The organism is Pantoea dispersa (assembly GCF_019890955.1).
Classification (GTDB): Bacteria; Pseudomonadota; Gammaproteobacteria; order Enterobacterales; family Enterobacteriaceae; genus Pantoea; species Pantoea dispersa.
The window spans coordinates 3,661,127-3,677,279 of sequence record NZ_CP082346.1 but is presented as its reverse complement, the minus strand read 5'-3'; the positions used below and the strand labels follow the sequence as shown (position 1 = coordinate 3,677,279).

Below are 16,153 nucleotides of genomic sequence, written 5' to 3'. Positions count from 1 at the left end.
TTTTTAATGGTATGAATGCAAACGCTGGCTGACTGGTCGGATCTGCTGGTCATTTTGCCGCCGGTGGCCGCAAACGGGTGACTTTTGCTCATTTGAAAGTTGTGCCAGTATGACTGGCTGGCATTTAGCCAGCGTAATGACGTGGATGGGGCAAGAGTGAGCAAGAAAACCGCAACGCTACAGCAGCAGCTGGCACAACGCATTATGATTCTGGACGGTGGCATGGGCACCATGATCCAGAGTTACAAACTGGATGAGCAGGATTTTCGCGGCAGCCGCTTCGCTGACTGGCCGTGCGATGTGAAGGGCAATAATGACCTGCTGGTGCTGAGTAAGCCGGACGTCATTCGCGAAATCCACGATGCTTACCTGGCGGCTGGTGCGGATATTCTCGAAACCAACACCTTCAACGCCACCCCGATTGCCATGGCCGATTATGAAATGGCCGCGCTGTCGGCGGAGATCAACTTCGAAGCGGCGAAACTGGCGCGCGCCTGCGCCGACGCGTGGACGGCAAAAACACCCGACCGCCCGCGCTACGTTGCTGGCGTGCTCGGCCCGACCAACCGCACCTGCTCGATCTCGCCTGACGTCAACGATCCCGCGTTTCGTAACATCACCTTCAATCAACTGGTGGACGCCTACCGCGAATCGACCCATGCGCTGATTAGCGGCGGTGCTGACATCATCATGATCGAAACGGTGTTCGATACCCTGAATGCTAAAGCGGCGATCTATGCGGTACAGAGCGAGATGGAAGCGATGGGCGTGACGCTGCCGCTGATGATCTCCGGCACCATTACCGATGCGTCAGGCCGTACGCTCTCCGGCCAGACCACGGAAGGATTCTACAACTCACTGCGCCACGCGAAGCCGCTGTCGTTCGGCCTCAACTGCGCGCTTGGCCCGGACGAACTGCGCCAGTATGTGCAGGAGCTGTCGCGCATTGCCGAAGGCTATGTCAGCGCCCACCCCAACGCCGGTCTGCCGAATGCCTTCGGCGAATATGACCTTGATGCGGCGACGATGGCGGCGCAGATTGGCGAGTGGGCGCGCGCCGGTTTCCTCAACATTATCGGTGGCTGCTGTGGCACCACGCCGCAACACATTGCGGCGATGGCGGCAGCGGTCGAGGGCGTGCCACCGCGGCCGCTACCGGAAATAGCCGTCGCCTGCCGTTTGTCTGGCCTCGAACCGCTCAATATTCAGGCCGATTCACTGTTCGTCAACGTGGGTGAGCGCACTAACGTGACCGGCTCGGCCAAATTTAAGCGCCTGATTAAAGAAGAGAAGTACAACGAAGCGCTGGACGTGGCGCGCCAGCAGGTGGAAAACGGCGCGCAGATTATCGATATCAATATGGATGAAGGCATGCTGGACGCGGAAGCGGCCATGGTGCGCTTTCTCAACCTGATTGCCGGTGAGCCGGATATCGCGCGTGTGCCGATCATGATCGACTCCTCGAAATGGGAGGTGATTGAAAAAGGCCTGCAGTGCATTCAGGGCAAAGGCATCGTCAACTCCATCTCGATGAAAGAGGGCGTCGAGCCGTTTATTGCGCACGCGCGCAAAGTGCGGCGCTACGGCGCGGCGGTGGTGGTGATGGCGTTCGACGAAGTGGGCCAGGCGGACACCCGCGCGCGCAAAATTGAGATCTGCCGCCGCGCCTACCACATCCTCACTGAAGAGGTCGGTTTCCCGCCGGAAGACATTATTTTCGACCCCAATATCTTTGCCGTGGCCACCGGCATCGAAGAGCACAACAACTACGCGATGGATTTCATCGGTGCCTGTGAAGACATCAAACGCGAACTGCCGCATGCGATGATCTCCGGCGGCGTCTCCAACGTGTCGTTCTCGTTCCGCGGTAACGAACCGGTGCGCGAGGCGATTCACGCGGTGTTCCTCTACTACGCCATCCGCAACGGCATGGACATGGGCATCGTCAACGCCGGTCAGCTGGCGATTTATGACGATCTGCCGGCGGAGCTGCGCGATGCGGTTGAGGACGTGATCCTCAACCGGCGCGACGATGGCACCGAGCGACTGCTGGCGCTGGCGGAGAAGTATCGCGGCAACAAAGGCGAGGGTGAGCAGGACAAGCAGCAGGCCGAATGGCGCAGCTGGGACGTGGTGAAGCGGCTGGAATATTCGCTGGTGAAAGGCATCACCGAGTTTATCGAGCAGGACACCGAAGAGGCGCGCCAGGGCGCGGCACGGCCGATTGAAGTCATTGAAGGGCCGCTGATGTCCGGCATGAATGTGGTCGGCGATCTGTTTGGCGAGGGCAAAATGTTCCTGCCGCAGGTGGTGAAATCGGCGCGCGTGATGAAGCAGGCGGTGGCCTACCTCGAACCCTTTATCCAGGCGAGCAAAGAGGCCGGCCGCAGCAACGGTAAAATCGTGCTGGCGACGGTAAAAGGCGACGTGCACGACATCGGCAAAAATATTGTTGGCGTGGTGTTGCAGTGTAACAACTACGAAATCATCGACCTGGGCGTGATGGTGCCGGGCGACAAAATCCTGAAAACCGCGCGTGAGGAAAACGCCGACATCATCGGACTTTCCGGCCTGATTACCCCGTCGCTCGATGAGATGGTGAACGTGGCGAAAGAGATGGAGCGCCAGGGCTTTACGCTGCCGCTACTGATTGGCGGGGCCACCACCTCGAAAGCGCACACGGCGGTGAAGATTGAGCAGAATTACAGCGGCCCGACGGTTTATGTGCAGAACGCCTCGCGTACCGTCGGCGTGGTCTCTTCGCTGCTGTCGCCCACGCTGAAAGAGGCGTTCGTGGCGCGCACGCGTAAGGAGTACGAGACCGTGCGGATTCAGCACGCGCGTAAAAAGCCGCGTACGCCGCCGGTCACGCTGCAGGCCGCGCGCGATAATCATTACGTCATTGACTGGCAACGTTACACGCCACCGGTGGCGCATCGTACCGGCGTCAGCACAGTGGAGGCCAGTATCGATACGCTGCGCAACTACATTGACTGGACGCCGTTTTTTATGACCTGGTCGCTGGCCGGCAAATATCCGCGCATTTTGGAAGATGAGGTGGTGGGCGAAGAAGCCACGCGGCTGTTTGCCGATGCCAATGCGATGCTGGACAACCTCAGCGCGCAGGGTACGCTCAGGCCGCGCGGCGTGGTCGGTATTTTCCCGGCTAACCGGGTTGGCGACGACATTGAAATCTACCGTGACGAGACCCGGCACGAAGTGCTGTGCGTCAGCCATCATTTACGTCAGCAAACGGAAAAAACCGACTTCGCCAACTACTGTCTGGCGGACTTCGTGGCGCCGAAATCCAGTGGTAAAGCGGATTATCTCGGCGCGTTTGCCGTCACCGGCGGGCTGGAGGAGGATGCGCTGGCGGCGGCGTTCGACCAGCAGCACGATGATTACAACAAAATCATGGTAAAAGCTGTGGCGGATCGCCTGGCGGAGGCGTTTGCCGAATACCTGCATGAGCGCGTGCGTAAGGTGATCTGGGGCTATGCCGCCCATGAAAATCTCAGCAACGACGAGCTGATTCGCGAAAATTATCAGGGCATTCGTCCGGCGCCGGGCTATCCGGCCTGTCCGGAACACACCGAGAAGGCACAAATCTGGCAGCTGCTGGATGTGGAGCATCACACCGGCATGAAACTGACCGAATCTTTTGCCATGTGGCCCGGTGCCGCGGTGTCCGGCTGGTATTTTAGTCATCCGGAGAGTAAATATTTCGCCGTGGCGCAGATTCAGCGCGACCAGGTGGAAGATTACGCGGCGCGTAAAGGCATGAGCGTCAGCGACGTGGAGCGCTGGCTGGCACCGAATTTAGGCTACGACGCGGATTGATGAATTGCCGGCGCAGAGCGCGCGCAATGAAATGCTGGCAGGCGGTCGCCATCAATGGCGACCCTACATGGTTCACGTAGGGTGCGCATTAAGGTACAAACCGGCCACATAGGTAACACTTTAGACCGGGCACATGGGTAACAGTTATAAACGGCATAGCAGAGGAGACTCACTATGCCCTGGACTGAGACTGTTACCATGCAACGCCTTGAATTCATCCTCGCCTGCCAGGCAGGCGGGGAATCCATGACGCAGCTGTGTCACCGCCACGGCATCAGCCGCAAAACCGGCTACAAGTGGCTCAGCCGCTTTAACCCCGGCGAGCTCTCCTCGCTTGAAAATCTCTCCCGCGCCCGCCATCTCCAGCCCGATAAAATCGCCCCCGACATCACCGCGCGCCTCGTTCAGTTCCGCCAGCAGCACCCCGACTGGGGGCCAAAAAAAATCCGCCACTGGTTCCTCAGCAACGGCGCTGACTTCAGCGTCCCTGCCGCCAGCACTATCGGCGACCTGCTGAAGGCGGCGGGAATGGTTCAGCCGCGGACGCCGCGCAAGCGAACGCCGGGCAACCTGCGCAGCCTCACGACGCCCGTGAGGAATAACCACGTCTGGAGCGCTGATTTTAAAGGGCGCTTCCGCCTGAAAGACGGCAGCTGGTGCCGCCCCTTCACGCTTACCGATAACCACAGCCGCTACCTGCTGTCCTGCGAGCCGGGCACGTCGGAGACCACGGTGTTCGTGCGCGGCTGCATGGAAAGGGCCTTCCTGGAAGGCGGGCTGCCCGACGTTATCCGCACCGACAACGGCTCGCCCTTCGTTGCGCCGGGCATTCTCGCGCTGACGCAGCTGAGCGTGTGGCTGATAAAGCTGGGGATACAGCCGGAAAGAACCGCGCCGGGCTGTCCGGGGCAGAACGCCCGCCACGAGCGGATGCACCGGTCGCTGAAGGTCGCCATGAGCCACCACGACGTCTTTGGCTCGCTGCCGGAGCAGCAGGCGTGGTGCAGCGGATGGCGGAACGAGTTCAATCAGGAAAAGCCGCATGAGGCGCACGGGCAGCAGCCGCCCGCGAAAATATGGACGCCTTCACCGCGAAGATGGGACGGAAAAGTGCCGGAGGTGGGCTATCCGGAGGGGGCGAAGCTGTACAAAGTCGGTGAAAAAGGCGACCTGAGGCTGAACGGGCGAACCTTCCTGAGCGCGGCGTTACGGGGGGAATACGTGCGGTTCCTGGAAGTGGACGACGGCATTGACGTCATCCTCTTCGACAGGCTCATCCTTGCGTATTATGACCGGGCAGAAAAGCGTATTATCCGGATCGACTGACCACAAAAAGTGTTACCTGTGTGCCCGGTCTGATCTGTTACCCATGTGCCCGGTCGTACCTTAATGCGCACCGTTAAATGGCGCGGGTTTAACCCCGCGCTGCAATTTAATTAAAACGCGCATCGCGATCGGCGGTCAGATCGTACAGCTGGTACTTACGGCCCAGCATCTGACCACCGTCACGCGTCAGCGGCACCCAGTTCACCTGCGCACGGCCACGGGTTGGCGTGACGGTAAACAGATCCATCGGAATCGAAATATAGAAACCTTTGGTGAAATCCCCTTCGCCATACGCTTCGGCTGACACGTTGGTTTTGGTGGCGTAGAAGCCGACCATCACGCCGCTGTCAAAGCGCTTCGACACATCCAGCGTGACCCCTTTGTCCTTCGCCAGATATTCACCGACGCTGGCTTTCACCAGCACATCCTGCATGAACCACGGACGCCAGTAAGCGGTAAGGTGCCCGGTTGGCGCCTTGTAGTCGGTGAACTGCATCATGTTGTCCCAGTCACGCTGCTTCACGTAGTTCGCATCGAGACCAAAAGCCCAGTTGCTGTCCACCGGGCGATACAACAGCTCGCCGCCCACGCCGCCGTACATGGTTTCCAGATAGCCACCGTACACCTGGCCGTAGAAGCCATTGCCGAGATAGCGCATGTAGTTGGCCTGCAGATCATTCACGTAAACGTTGTTCTCCACGTAGTCGCGAATGTGGGTGCGCACGCGCGGCAGCGTCGAGTCGGCCGGCGCGCCGTTGTAGTTGAACTTGTCATAGTTATTGGCGATGTTGCCAAACAGGCTGCCGCCAATCAGCCAGTGATCGGTCAGCCAGTAATCGACATTGCCCATTACGCCGAGCTGGTACATGTAGAAGCTTTCCGGACCGCCGACCGACTGGTTCAGCACCGGCGACAGGCTGTAGTTGAGGCGATCCTTACGGATGAAATAGCCCTGTTCGGTGGTGCCCGGATCGATCGGTTCTTCACGCGTCTGCTGCAGCGGCTGCTCGTGACCGAGCGGATAGCCGCGCAGTTCGTTATTCAGGCTGGCCACATCGGTGCGCGTGGTGACCTGCGGCATGTTAAAGCGCGACTCGGTGACTTCAATCGTATCAATGCCAGCCGGCAGATTGTTCATGATGATGCGGTTAGCGCGGTCAACGCCTTCGCGCGTGTCGCGATATTTGGTCTGCTCGCCGGAGACGTACAGCGTGCGGCCTTTAGTCTGGATGCGCGGACCATCCAGTCCGGCATTGTATTTCAGATCGGTAAGCTGATTAGCGACCACCGTCGGCTGCAGCAGATCGCCCTGCGGCTGTGGCTGATAAGCCGGTTTTGCGCTATCAAGGTGCGACTGGTGTAAGGAATTAAAGTTGGTGCGTACGGTCACGCCAAACATAAAGGTATTGCCGCGCTCGTAGCTGGCGTTGATATCCGCCCAGTCGGTAAGACGATAGATTGCGCCAACGTTGACCTTACTGCGCTGCTCCAGCCGGCCGGCAAAATCGTCCTGATAATCGTTGCCTTCATACTCCAGCTTCAGACGCAGCGGCTGCCACGGCGTCTGGTATTCGATGCCACCAAACAGTGCCGCCGGACCGTGGAACATCTGCGAGCCGTTAATGGAACCCGCCGAACCGCCGCCGGTGCGGCTGCAGAAGCTATCGCTGTAGGAGCAGAACGGGTTTTTGATGGTGCCGCTGTTGCCGAGATAGCCCCAGCCCAGCCCGAGGCTGAAATCAAACGGCCCCCAGGCTTTACTCGCCACCAGATATTCACTGTCGAACAGGCCGGTACCGCCCAAATCGCGCGAGCCGACCGCCACTTCCGGCAGCCAGAAGCTCTCCTGCCACAGGCGCAGTTTCAGGTCGAAGGCTTTGTCTTTATAGCTCTGGTTACCGCTGAAGCCTTCCACCGCACTGTAGCGGCGGGTGCGTACGTCGGTATAGCGCACCGTGGTTTCCAGCCACGGGAACAGCTGCAATGACGCAGAATAGTAGCGATATTGATCGTTATCGCGGAAGTTCAGGCTAAATTCGCCCTCTTTTGCCATGCGCGCGGTCGGCGTTTGCATCAGGCCCACGCCGCCAAAATCAGATTGTGAAGGACCGACCGGTTCCGGCCAGGTTTCCGCCTGCACCTGGCATGCGGCGGCGACAGAAGCAGCCAACAGGCTGAGGAGTAATTGTTTTTTCATCAGTCTGGCATCCGGTGAGTCAGAACGGAAAGCATGCGCGCATTCAAATCAGGCTGGCCCCAGGGCAGGCTCCATGTGGAGAAGCCCAGCCAGATGATGCTGCCAGGCTCGACTTCAACATGCCGCTGATTCCAGTAAGCGATCGGCACCTGCTGCGTCTCACCTGACGGCGCAATCACCGTGGCCACGCTGCGTTCGGCACCCGATAAACGCGCATGCGGCGCGAGGTAGTCACGCACCGTGCGTCCTGGCTGCCAGCTCTCACTGCCGGGATGGCTGAGTGCGCCCATCACCCGTACCTGCGTCGGCGCTGCCACGATGTACAGGTCGTAGCTGCCCTGCAGTTTACGGTTGGCTTCCGGACGCAGCCGCACCCAGTCGGGATCGAGCGAAGTAAACTGGCGCCCGGTAACCTGCAGGGCGCTGAGCTGCTGGATTACGCTGCCGATGGTTGCGGCCAGTGAAGTACCGCTGTCGGCCTGCCAGGCGCGCAGATCCGCCAGCAGCTGAGCGTGCTGCTGCTGCGCCACGGCGGTCGCACCGCGTTCGGCAATCACCGTGCCCGGCCACCAGCTGTGCAGCGCCGGGTTCGTTACCAGTTCGCTCAGCGTGCTGGCATGATCGATCTGGAAACTGCGCTGATCGTGCGCAGGGTGTACCGTCACCTGGCTATCCGCCAGCGCGTGGCTGGCCGCCGTGAGGGCGAATGTCGCCAGCAAAGAATTGATTTTTTTCATGATTTCGCCGGCTTCAGAAGGGTAGTTGCAATCGGGAACTGGTCAGCCGCCAGCATCTGCTGCGCCTGCAGCACCGTACCGTCGCGGTTATCGATCCAGAAGGTGTTCTGCCAGCTGACGCCGGGGCTCTCCATCTCTACCGTTTCGTGCCAGACGCGGCAGGGCACCCGCTCGCCGGCGAGGTTCAGCACTTCATCGTCGCCGCGCTGAAAGGTGGAGTGGGCGGTGGCGGCGCGCACGTTGTCCTGCTCGCGCCACTGCACGACGCGCGTCCACTGCGCGCCATTTTGCAGCCGCAGCGCATCGGCCAGCGGATCCTGCGCCAGGTTACTGACGGCCTGCAGGTTGTCGCGCAGGCCGAGGGTTTTCACCAGGCGGCCGTGCTGCATCACCAGCATGGCTTTATCCTGGGTTACCCATTTCTGCTGGCCGTTTTCCAGGTAGCCCAGCACCACAAAAATGCGCGGACCGTTGTCGACGCGCGCATACAGGCTGGCATAGGGCAGGTTAGCGATTTGTTCATCGCTGACGGTGACATCGTCCGGACCGCTGATGGCGAGCATTACGGTCTGTTCGAGGCCTTTTTGCGTTTGTGTGCAAGCCTGCAGCAACAGGCAAAGAAGCAGCAAAGAGAGTCGGCGCACTGTGTATCCCTGTCTCAATAGAGGCAAAAAAACAAAAAATAACCACACGACTGTGTGGTTATGTTTAAAGGTGCTACATCAACGAGTGGTGCTCGTTGTGGTAGTGGTTGTTGTACCGGTATTTGCACCGTCGCCACCGCCAGCAGCGGCAACGCCGAGACCCACTAACGCACCGAGTGCGCCGATACCCACAGCGGTGGTCGCACCGGTCGAGATTGCTCCCGCCTGCGCGCCTGCTGCAGCACCGGCTTCTTCCGGTGCGGCAATCGCAGCGGAAGAAACGGCAACGTAAAGTAAGGCTGCACCGGCAACCATCAGTTTTTTCATAACAACGTTTCCTGCATCTTGATAAAACGTGAATGAAGGATATTACCCGTCATACCGTACGCTGCCGTCCGATGGCCGCTGGGCCGCATGCAGCTGGCTAACCGTGGTCAGCGCGCAATAATGTTTCCCGGGCCGCCGGGCGACAGCGGGGAAGTATTCAGGGCAGCCTTGAAGGCGCGTTCAGTATAGGGCAACAAATTACCAGAGTTCAGCGCCAGAAAAAGAGGGGGATTAAGCAGGACATTTCTGGTGATAAATAAGGCGAATTGGCGTTAGCTGCTTTTTTTAATTGCGCTTTTTTCGCTGGCTGGAATATTTGCGCAGGACGTTATAGCACAGCAGCATTTTTCACTTTTGCATTAAAAAATGGCACGGAATAGGAATAATCAGATTTTCCTGAAAGGGTTAAAATAGAAAGGCGAATTTAATCAGTTGCTTAGGTGGGTGAGGTGGATAAATTAGATCCATTTTTTATCAGATAAGCCCACCACGCATGATGGCATCTTCCGATTTTCCTTAGGGCATTTTAAGAATTATCTAACCGCAGCGTGGCAGCAAAATCCGCTTATTTTCCGCGGGGCGGTATATCGGAGCAAAAAAAAGGCGGCATGTGCTGCCGCCTGATGAGCCTGGGCGTGAAATTAACGCCAGGATTTGTAGCGATTAATTAAGCCATTGGTGGAGCTATCGTGGCTGTTAATCTGCGCATCGTTTTCCAGCTCCGGCAGAATGCGGTTAGCCAGCTGTTTGCCCAGCTCAACGCCCCACTGATCGAAAGTGAAGATGTTGAGAATCGCGCCCTGAGTGAAGATCTTGTGCTCGTACAGCGCAATCAGCGCGCCGAGGCTGAACGGAGTGATTTCACGCAGCAGAATCGAGTTGGTCGGGCGGTTACCTTCAAACACCTTGAACGGCACGATATGCGCGACGGACTCCGCCGATTTACCGGCATCGGTAAACTCTTTCTCTACCACCTCGCGGGCTTTACCAAACGCCAGCGCTTCGGTCTGAGCAAAGAAGTTGGAAAGCAGCTTCTGGTGGTGATCGGCCAGCGCGTTGTGGGTCTGCGCCGGCGCAATGAAGTCGCATGGAATCAGCTTGGTACCCTGATGGATCAGCTGATAAAACGCGTGCTGCCCGTTGGTGCCGGGTTCACCCCAGATAATTGGGCCAGTCTGGTAATCCACCGGGTTGCCGTCGCGGTCGACGTACTTACCGTTGGACTCCATGTTGCCCTGCTGGAAGTAAGCGGCAAAACGGTGCATGTACTGGTCGTACGGCAGAATCGCTTCGGTTTCGGCACCAAAGAAGTTGTTGTACCAGATACCGATCAGCGCCAGCAGCACCGGCAGGTTTTGCTCCGCCGGCGTGTTCGCGAAGTGCTGGTCCATGGCATGCGCGCCGCTCAGCAGCTGTTCGAAGTTTTCGAAGCCGATGGACAGGATGATCGACAGACCGATGGCGGACCACAGTGAGTAGCGGCCGCCGACCCAGTCCCAGAACTCGAACATGTTGGCGGTATCAATACCAAATTCGCCGACCGCTTTCGCGTTGGTTGAGAGCGCGGCAAAGTGCTTCGCCACGTGCTGCTGATCGCCGGCGGTGTTCAGGAACCAGTCGCGCGCGCTGTGGGCGTTGGTCATGGTTTCCTGCGTGGTAAAGGTTTTCGACGCCACGAGGAACAGCGTGGTTTCCGGGCTAAGCGGTTTCAGCGTTTCGGCAATGTGCGTGCCATCAACGTTGGAAACAAAGTGCATGTTGAGGTGGTTTTTATACGGACGCAGCGCTTCGGTCACCATGAATGGGCCGAGGTCTGAACCGCCGATACCGATGTTCACCACGTCAGTAATCGGCTTGCCGGTGTAGCCTTTCCACTCGCCGCTGATGATGCGCTCTGAGAAGGCTTTCATCTTCGCCAGCACCGCGTTCACTTCCGGCATTACATCTTTGCCATCCACGAGGATCGGCGTATTGCTGCGGTTGCGCAGGGCCACGTGCAGCACGGCGCGATCTTCGGTGCGGTTAATCTTCTCACCGGAGAACATGGATTTGATGGCGCCCGCCAGATCGGTCTCTTTCGCCAGCGCCTGGAGTTTGTCGAGGGTTTCCTGGGTGATGCGGTTTTTTGAGAAATCCACCAGCATCTGATCATCAAAGGTGGCAGAGAATTTCGCAAAACGATCGGCATCCTGCGCAAACAGGTCGGCAATCTCTACCGATTTCATCTGATCAAAATGCTGCTGCAGCGCTTTCCAGGCTGCGGTTTGTGTCGGATTGATATTTTTCATGGCAACACTCTTGTTGATATAAGAACCGTCATTCCATCCGGGCGCATCCTGTCTGGCCCGGCATGCTGAGCATTTGTTACGGCTTGCACGCGTTTCAGTATGACCACAGTTGCAACTGAAAGGAAAAAATTTGTGACGCCAGCCGCAGCGTTTCAGGTAAATCCGGCGGCGATTGTCGGCCGGTTCGCCGCGCATTACTCTGCGCGGCATCAGCAAAACACCGGTTTTTTCGCACCGCTGACTACTTTAGGCGGCTGGCGGCTTCCGGGTTTGTTTAGCAATGCGCTGCATAAGTGTAAAAATGAATTTTCCCGGCGCCGCAAGGCTGGACAGCGGAACAATTAATCAGTATTTTGTGCGCGCGACTTGCACCTCCGGGTGCAAGCCAGAAGAGGCGCGTCGCCCAGGCAGTGTGTTTGAGGATCCGTATCCAGCGAGAACACATCAGGGGGTGCGACGCCGAGGTGGTGCAACACGCGGAGTGTTGTGCTGTCGGCTGCAGGGGCTGAATCCTCTGGGTTGTCACCAGAAGCGTCCGCAGTCGGACGTTTCGCAAGGTGAAGTGCTTTTGGTGACTCATCTCCTGATCTTGTCTGTCCAATTCTGCTCTTCTCTTGTGCCAAGGCTGTTACCCGATCTTCTCTTCCGCGAATGGGAGGAGATAACCTGACACGAGGTTTTGTTACATGTCTCAATCGTTGATCGTGGCAAAATTTGGCGGCACCAGCGTTGCCGATTTCGATGCCATGAACCGCAGCGCGGACGTCGTGCTGTCTGATGCCAATACCCGTCTGGTGGTGCTCTCTGCCTCGGCGGGCGTGACTAACCTGCTGGTTTCGCTGGCTGAAGGCCAGGAACTCGAGCAGCGCGCTTATCTGCTGGATCAAATCCGCACCATTCAATATGCCATCATCGATCGCCTGCAGTCGCCGGACGTCATCCGTCAGGAGATTGATCGCATGCTGGAGAACATCATCATGCTGGCGGAAGCGGCGGCATTAGCCCGTTCGACCGCGCTGACCGATGAGCTGGTTAGCCACGGCGAACTGATGTCGAGCCTGCTGTTTGTGGAGATTCTGCGCGAGCGCCAGGTGAATGCCGAGTGGTTTGACGTACGCAAAGTGATGCGCACCAGCGACCGTTTTGGCCGCGCCGAGCCGGATGTGGCCGAGCTGAAAACGCTGGCAGCGGCTCAGCTGCAGCCGCGCACCGCAGAAGCGCTGGTGATCACGCAAGGCTTTATTGGCAGCGAAGGCAAAGGCCGCACCACCACGCTGGGCCGTGGCGGCAGCGATTACACCGCTGCGCTGCTCGGCGAAGCGCTGCAGGCGACGCGCGTAGATATCTGGACCGACGTGGCGGGCATCTACACCACCGACCCGCGTGTGGTGCCGCAGGCGAAACGCATCGAAGAGATCACCTTTGAAGAAGCGGCGGAGATGGCGATCTTCGGCGCGAAAGTGCTGCATCCGGCGACGCTGCTGCCGGCGGTGCGCAGTGATATTCCGGTGTTTGTCGGCTCCAGCAAAGATCCGGCGGCGGGCGGCACGCGCGTCTGCAACGAAACTAAAAATCCGCCGCTGTTCCGCGCGCTGGCGCTGCGGCGCAAACAGACGCTGCTGACACTGCACAGCCTGAACATGCTGCACGCGCACGGCTTTCTGGCCGAAGTGTTTGCTATCCTGGCGCGCCACAGTATTTCGGTTGATCTGGTTACCACCTCGGAAGTGAGCGTGGCGCTGACGCTGGATACCACCGGTTCAACCAGCACCGCCGACAGTCTGCTGACCCAGGCGCTGCTGACCGAGCTCTCATCCCTGTGCCGGGTGGAAGTGGAAGAGAATCTGGCGCTGGTGGCGATCATCGGCAACAACCTGTCGAAAGCCTGCGGCGTCGGCAAAGAGGTGTTCGGCGCGCTGGAGCCGTTTAACCTGCGCATGATTTGCTACGGCGCAAGCAGCTACAACCTGTGCTTCCTGGTGCCAACGCCGGACGCGGAAGAGGTGGTGCGCGCGCTGCATAAGAATCTGTTCGAATCTTAATTGACGCGTAAGTCACCCGAAGCCGGACAATGTCCGGCTTTTTTTATCTCTGCCGTTCAGCCTGACGCTATTTCGGACAAATGCCAGCGGAATGCCCGTGTCTGCCCGGCGATCTTTAGCAGCCGATAGGCATTTTCTGTCGTCGGCCACGCTTATGATAATGAAATGTTATGATCCGGCGCAGGTCGCTGCGGTCGTTCCCCGCGCGCCTTTTCATCTGTGGCAAAAAACCAATTAAGTAAAACGCTAAGGACATTTCTTCATGCTCGCCAAACTCACCCGCCTGTTTCCGCTCTGGGCCGTACTGCTGTCTGTTGCAGCCTATTATTCGCCGTCCACCTTCCTCGGCATCGGGCCGTGGGTAACCTACCTGCTGATGCTGATCATGTTCGGCATGGGCGTGACGCTCAACATTGACGATTTCAAACGCGTCCTGGTGCGTCCGGCACCGGTGATTGCCGGCACGTTCCTGCACTATCTGGTAATGCCGCTGGCGGCCTGGGCGCTGGCGAAACTGTTCCAGATGCCGCCGGATCTGGCCGCCGGGATGATCCTGGTCGGCAGCGTGGCCAGCGGGACAGCCTCGAACGTGATGATTTATCTGGCGAAGGGCGATGTGGCGCTGTCGGTGACCATCTCCTCGGTTTCGGCGCTGGTGGGTGTGTTCGCGACGCCGCTGCTGACGCGCTTCTACGTAGATACCCACATTCAGGTTGATGTGGTGGGCATGCTGCTCAGCATCGTCAAAATCGTGGTGATCCCGATTGGGCTTGGCCTGATTATTCACCACTCCATGAACAGCGTGGTGCGCCGCGTTGAGCCGTATCTGCCGGCGTTTTCGATGGTGTGTATTCTGCTGATCATTAGCGCGGTGGTCGCCGGTAGCCAGGGCTTTATCGGCTCGGTAGGGCTGATGGTGATCGCGGCGGTGATCCTGCACAACGCCATTGGGCTGCTCGGCGGCTACTGGGGTGGCAAGCTGTTTGGCTTTGACGAATCCACCTGTCGCACGCTGGCGCTGGAAGTCGGTATGCAGAACTCCGGACTGGCGGCCACGCTGGGCAAACTGTACTTCTCACCGCTGGCCGCGCTGCCCGGCGCACTGTTCTCGGTGTGGCACAACCTGTCCGGTTCGCTGCTGGCGGGTTACTGGTCGGGTAAAACGATTGAGAAGAAGCAGAAATAACGGGGCATGCGTACCGGTGGTCATCAATGACGATCGGTTACGCACCATCGTCCTGTTGATGCCGGTGCGCATAAATGCGCACCCTACAAAAAACACGCGATAACCTTGCAGAGGGCGCAATAAATGCTCCCTCTGCAAAAACGCAATAATCTTGTAGGGTCGCCATTCATGGCGACCGCAAACACGCAACGGACAGCGTGGCGTCACCAATCGTCATTCAAAAATATTCCACTGGCGCACTAATCCTCACCTCATATAAATATGCAAGCACCAGGAACCCCTACACGGGCCGGCCCGTTTTATTCTTTTTTTACTGATGCAGGAAAAGCCAGAAAGGGAAACAGTAAATAAGGCGCAACGATCAAAAGAATAAACACTCCCCGTGAATATCCCGCATCGTTTATTCTTCTGCTGCCACAAGCCAGCGATGGCAGAACGAAAAGCAGTAAAGGAATCCATGCTATTTCATTCGTGGATGAAGCGAACACACTGAGATAACAACAAAACCAGATAATCTGGAACATTATAAAAATGATGTAGCATAAGCGGCTATCTTTGCCACTATAATCAAACGTCTTAATCAATCCATTCTTTATGGATGTTAATAAGAGGGGCAGCGCCATTTTATTCTAACCACCACAAAAATGATGAGAGACAGCAAGCTGTTCACCGTCGAAAAACACGTAAAATAGCGATTTTACGATAAAACGGATTACGCGTGTTGTGAACCTGAATGTTGTATATTGAATACCAGGCAATAACATGTGTTGAATCATGCCATTCCTGGTATTATTAATTAGCGCCGCCAGCATGCGAAACATTACAGCTTCAGGTAAACCCGAATCCCGTCCAGGAACATCTGCGTCGCCAGCATAATCAGGATCAAACCCATTAATCGCTCCAGCGCATTAACGCCTTTATCCCCCAGCAGGCGCAGGAACAGGCCGGACATCAGCAGAATCACTACCGTGACGCCCCAGGCAATCAGCAGGGCGCCGACCAGGTGCGTCATCTGATTGGGATACTGGTGTGACAGCAGCATCAGGGTGGCGAGCAGCGAGGGCCCGGCGACCAGTGGGATCGCCAGCGGCACCAGGAACGGCTCTTCGCCGGCGGGCAGGCCGCTGGTGCTGGTCTCGCCGGACGGAAAAATCATGCGAATGGCGATCAGAAACAGAATGATGCCGCCGGAAATCGATACCGTTTCGGTGCGCAGATTAAGAAACGCCAGGATGCGTTCACCGGCGAACAGGAACAGCAGCATCAGAATCAAGGCGATCAGCATCTCGCGCATCAGCACCACGCGGCGGCGCTTCGGCTCCAGGTGCTTTAGCACCGACATGAAAATCGGCAGGTTGCCCAGCGGGTCCATAATCAACAGCAACAATATGGTCGCGGATATCATTTCAGTCATCAGAGGTAAACCATCCCTTCAGGTCGGCCACAGCCGTTATAAGTTGTACTGCTGAAAAAGTTAGCGCAATCGAATTAATTCACTTGCCAGAAGTGCTGCATTTTGTAGAGTTGTGGGTCATAGGTAAACCTGATTATTACGCAGACTGGCGC

At 57.7% G+C, this 16,153-nt stretch carries 12 protein-coding genes and 1 riboswitch; of the genes, 5 read left to right on the top strand and 7 right to left on the bottom strand.

Going from position 1 to position 16,153, the window contains the following annotated elements:
• Window positions 1-204 precede the first annotated feature (204 nt).
• Entirely contained in the window at window positions 205-3,840 is a 3,636-nt protein-coding gene (gene metH / locus K7H94_RS17180; protein WP_245001418.1) for a methionine synthase, read from the top strand.
• Between the two features lie 198 nt (window positions 3,841-4,038).
• On the top strand, window positions 4,039-5,166 hold the full coding sequence (locus tag K7H94_RS17175) for a DDE-type integrase/transposase/recombinase (RefSeq protein ID WP_227746447.1): 1,128 nt from the start codon (window positions 4,039-4,041) through the stop codon (window positions 5,164-5,166).
• Between the two features lie 106 nt (window positions 5,167-5,272).
• Here K7H94_RS17175 and K7H94_RS17170 read toward each other — a convergent pair whose 3' ends face one another.
• The 5 genes from K7H94_RS17170 to pgi form a co-directional block, all read right to left on the bottom strand.
• A complete protein-coding gene (locus tag K7H94_RS17170) occupies window positions 5,273-7,363 on the bottom strand; it encodes a YjbH domain-containing protein (protein ID WP_021508034.1) in 2,091 nt (696 codons plus the stop codon).
• On the bottom strand, window positions 7,363-8,100 hold the full coding sequence (locus tag K7H94_RS17165) for a capsule biosynthesis GfcC D2 domain-containing protein (protein ID WP_222951393.1): 738 nt from the start codon (window positions 8,098-8,100) through the stop codon (window positions 7,363-7,365). The genes K7H94_RS17170 and K7H94_RS17165 overlap by 1 nt, the downstream gene beginning before the upstream one ends.
• Window positions 8,097-8,744: a YjbF family lipoprotein gene (locus K7H94_RS17160; RefSeq protein WP_058757594.1), complete on the bottom strand. Its 648-nt coding sequence runs from the start codon at window positions 8,742-8,744 to the stop codon at window positions 8,097-8,099. Before K7H94_RS17160 ends, K7H94_RS17165 begins: the two co-directional genes overlap by 4 nt.
• Window positions 8,745-8,822: 78 nt before the next feature.
• Complete coding sequence (gene yjbE, locus K7H94_RS17155) at window positions 8,823-9,071, bottom strand: exopolysaccharide production protein YjbE (protein ID WP_021508031.1); 249 nt, start codon at window positions 9,069-9,071, stop codon at window positions 8,823-8,825.
• A 641-nt stretch (window positions 9,072-9,712) separates the two neighbouring features.
• Window positions 9,713-11,359 (bottom strand): glucose-6-phosphate isomerase, encoded by a 1,647-nt coding sequence (pgi, locus tag K7H94_RS17150; RefSeq protein WP_021508030.1) that lies wholly within the window; start codon window positions 11,357-11,359, stop codon window positions 9,713-9,715.
• Window positions 11,360-11,458: 99 nt separating this feature from the next.
• Here pgi and K7H94_RS17145 point away from each other — a divergent pair, with 99 nt between their 5' ends.
• The 3 genes from K7H94_RS17145 (at window position 11,459) to panS (ending at window position 14,587) form a co-directional block, all read left to right on the top strand.
• Complete coding sequence (locus K7H94_RS17145; protein ID WP_125309290.1) at window positions 11,459-11,704, top strand: hypothetical protein; 246 nt, start codon at window positions 11,459-11,461, stop codon at window positions 11,702-11,704.
• A gap of 36 nt (window positions 11,705-11,740) precedes the next feature.
• Window positions 11,741-11,935: riboswitch (Lysine riboswitch) on the top strand.
• A 110-nt stretch (window positions 11,936-12,045) separates the two neighbouring features.
• Window positions 12,046-13,401, top strand: coding sequence for a lysine-sensitive aspartokinase 3 (lysC, locus tag K7H94_RS17140; protein ID WP_021508028.1), 1,356 nt, complete (start codon window positions 12,046-12,048; stop codon window positions 13,399-13,401).
• Between the two features lie 262 nt (window positions 13,402-13,663).
• Window positions 13,664-14,587: a ketopantoate/pantoate/pantothenate transporter PanS gene (gene panS / locus K7H94_RS17135; RefSeq protein WP_021508027.1), complete on the top strand. Its 924-nt coding sequence runs from the start codon at window positions 13,664-13,666 to the stop codon at window positions 14,585-14,587.
• 299 nt (window positions 14,588-14,886) lie between these two features.
• On the opposite strand, the gene K7H94_RS17130 is transcribed toward panS, so the two are convergent.
• Together K7H94_RS17130 and K7H94_RS17125 are read right to left on the bottom strand one after the other, a co-directional pair.
• Window positions 14,887-15,111: a DUF805 domain-containing protein gene (locus K7H94_RS17130; RefSeq protein ID WP_230857098.1), complete on the bottom strand. Its 225-nt coding sequence runs from the start codon at window positions 15,109-15,111 to the stop codon at window positions 14,887-14,889.
• Window positions 15,112-15,407: 296 nt separating this feature from the next.
• Window positions 15,408-16,001 carry a YhgN family NAAT transporter gene (locus K7H94_RS17125; protein ID WP_031279795.1) on the bottom strand — a complete coding sequence of 198 codons (594 nt, stop codon included), beginning with the start codon at window positions 15,999-16,001 and terminating at the stop codon, window positions 15,408-15,410.
• Between the last annotated feature and the right edge of the window lie 152 nt (window positions 16,002-16,153).

Coding starts and splice junctions, on each gene's coding strand:
- metH (WP_245001418.1), top strand. CDS start 205: ATGATTCTGGACGGTGGCATGGGCACCATGATCCAGAGTTACAAACTG.
- K7H94_RS17175 (WP_227746447.1), top strand. CDS start 4,039: ATGCAACGCCTTGAATTCATCCTCGCCTGCCAGGCAGGCGGGGAATCC.
- K7H94_RS17170 (WP_021508034.1), bottom strand. CDS start 7,363: ATGAAAAAACAATTACTCCTCAGCCTGTTGGCTGCTTCTGTCGCCGCC.
- K7H94_RS17165 (WP_222951393.1), bottom strand. CDS start 8,100: ATGAAAAAAATCAATTCTTTGCTGGCGACATTCGCCCTCACGGCGGCC.
- yjbE (WP_021508031.1), bottom strand. CDS start 9,071: ATGAAAAAACTGATGGTTGCCGGTGCAGCCTTACTTTACGTTGCCGTT.
- pgi (WP_021508030.1), bottom strand. CDS start 11,359: ATGAAAAATATCAATCCGACACAAACCGCAGCCTGGAAAGCGCTGCAG.
- K7H94_RS17145 (WP_125309290.1), top strand. CDS start 11,459: ATGACCACAGTTGCAACTGAAAGGAAAAAATTTGTGACGCCAGCCGCA.
- lysC (WP_021508028.1), top strand. CDS start 12,046: ATGTCTCAATCGTTGATCGTGGCAAAATTTGGCGGCACCAGCGTTGCC.
- panS (WP_021508027.1), top strand. CDS start 13,664: ATGCTCGCCAAACTCACCCGCCTGTTTCCGCTCTGGGCCGTACTGCTG.
- K7H94_RS17130 (WP_230857098.1), bottom strand. CDS start 15,111: ATGTTCCAGATTATCTGGTTTTGTTGTTATCTCAGTGTGTTCGCTTCA.
- K7H94_RS17125 (WP_031279795.1), bottom strand. CDS start 16,001: ATGACTGAAATGATATCCGCGACCATATTGTTGCTGTTGATTATGGAC.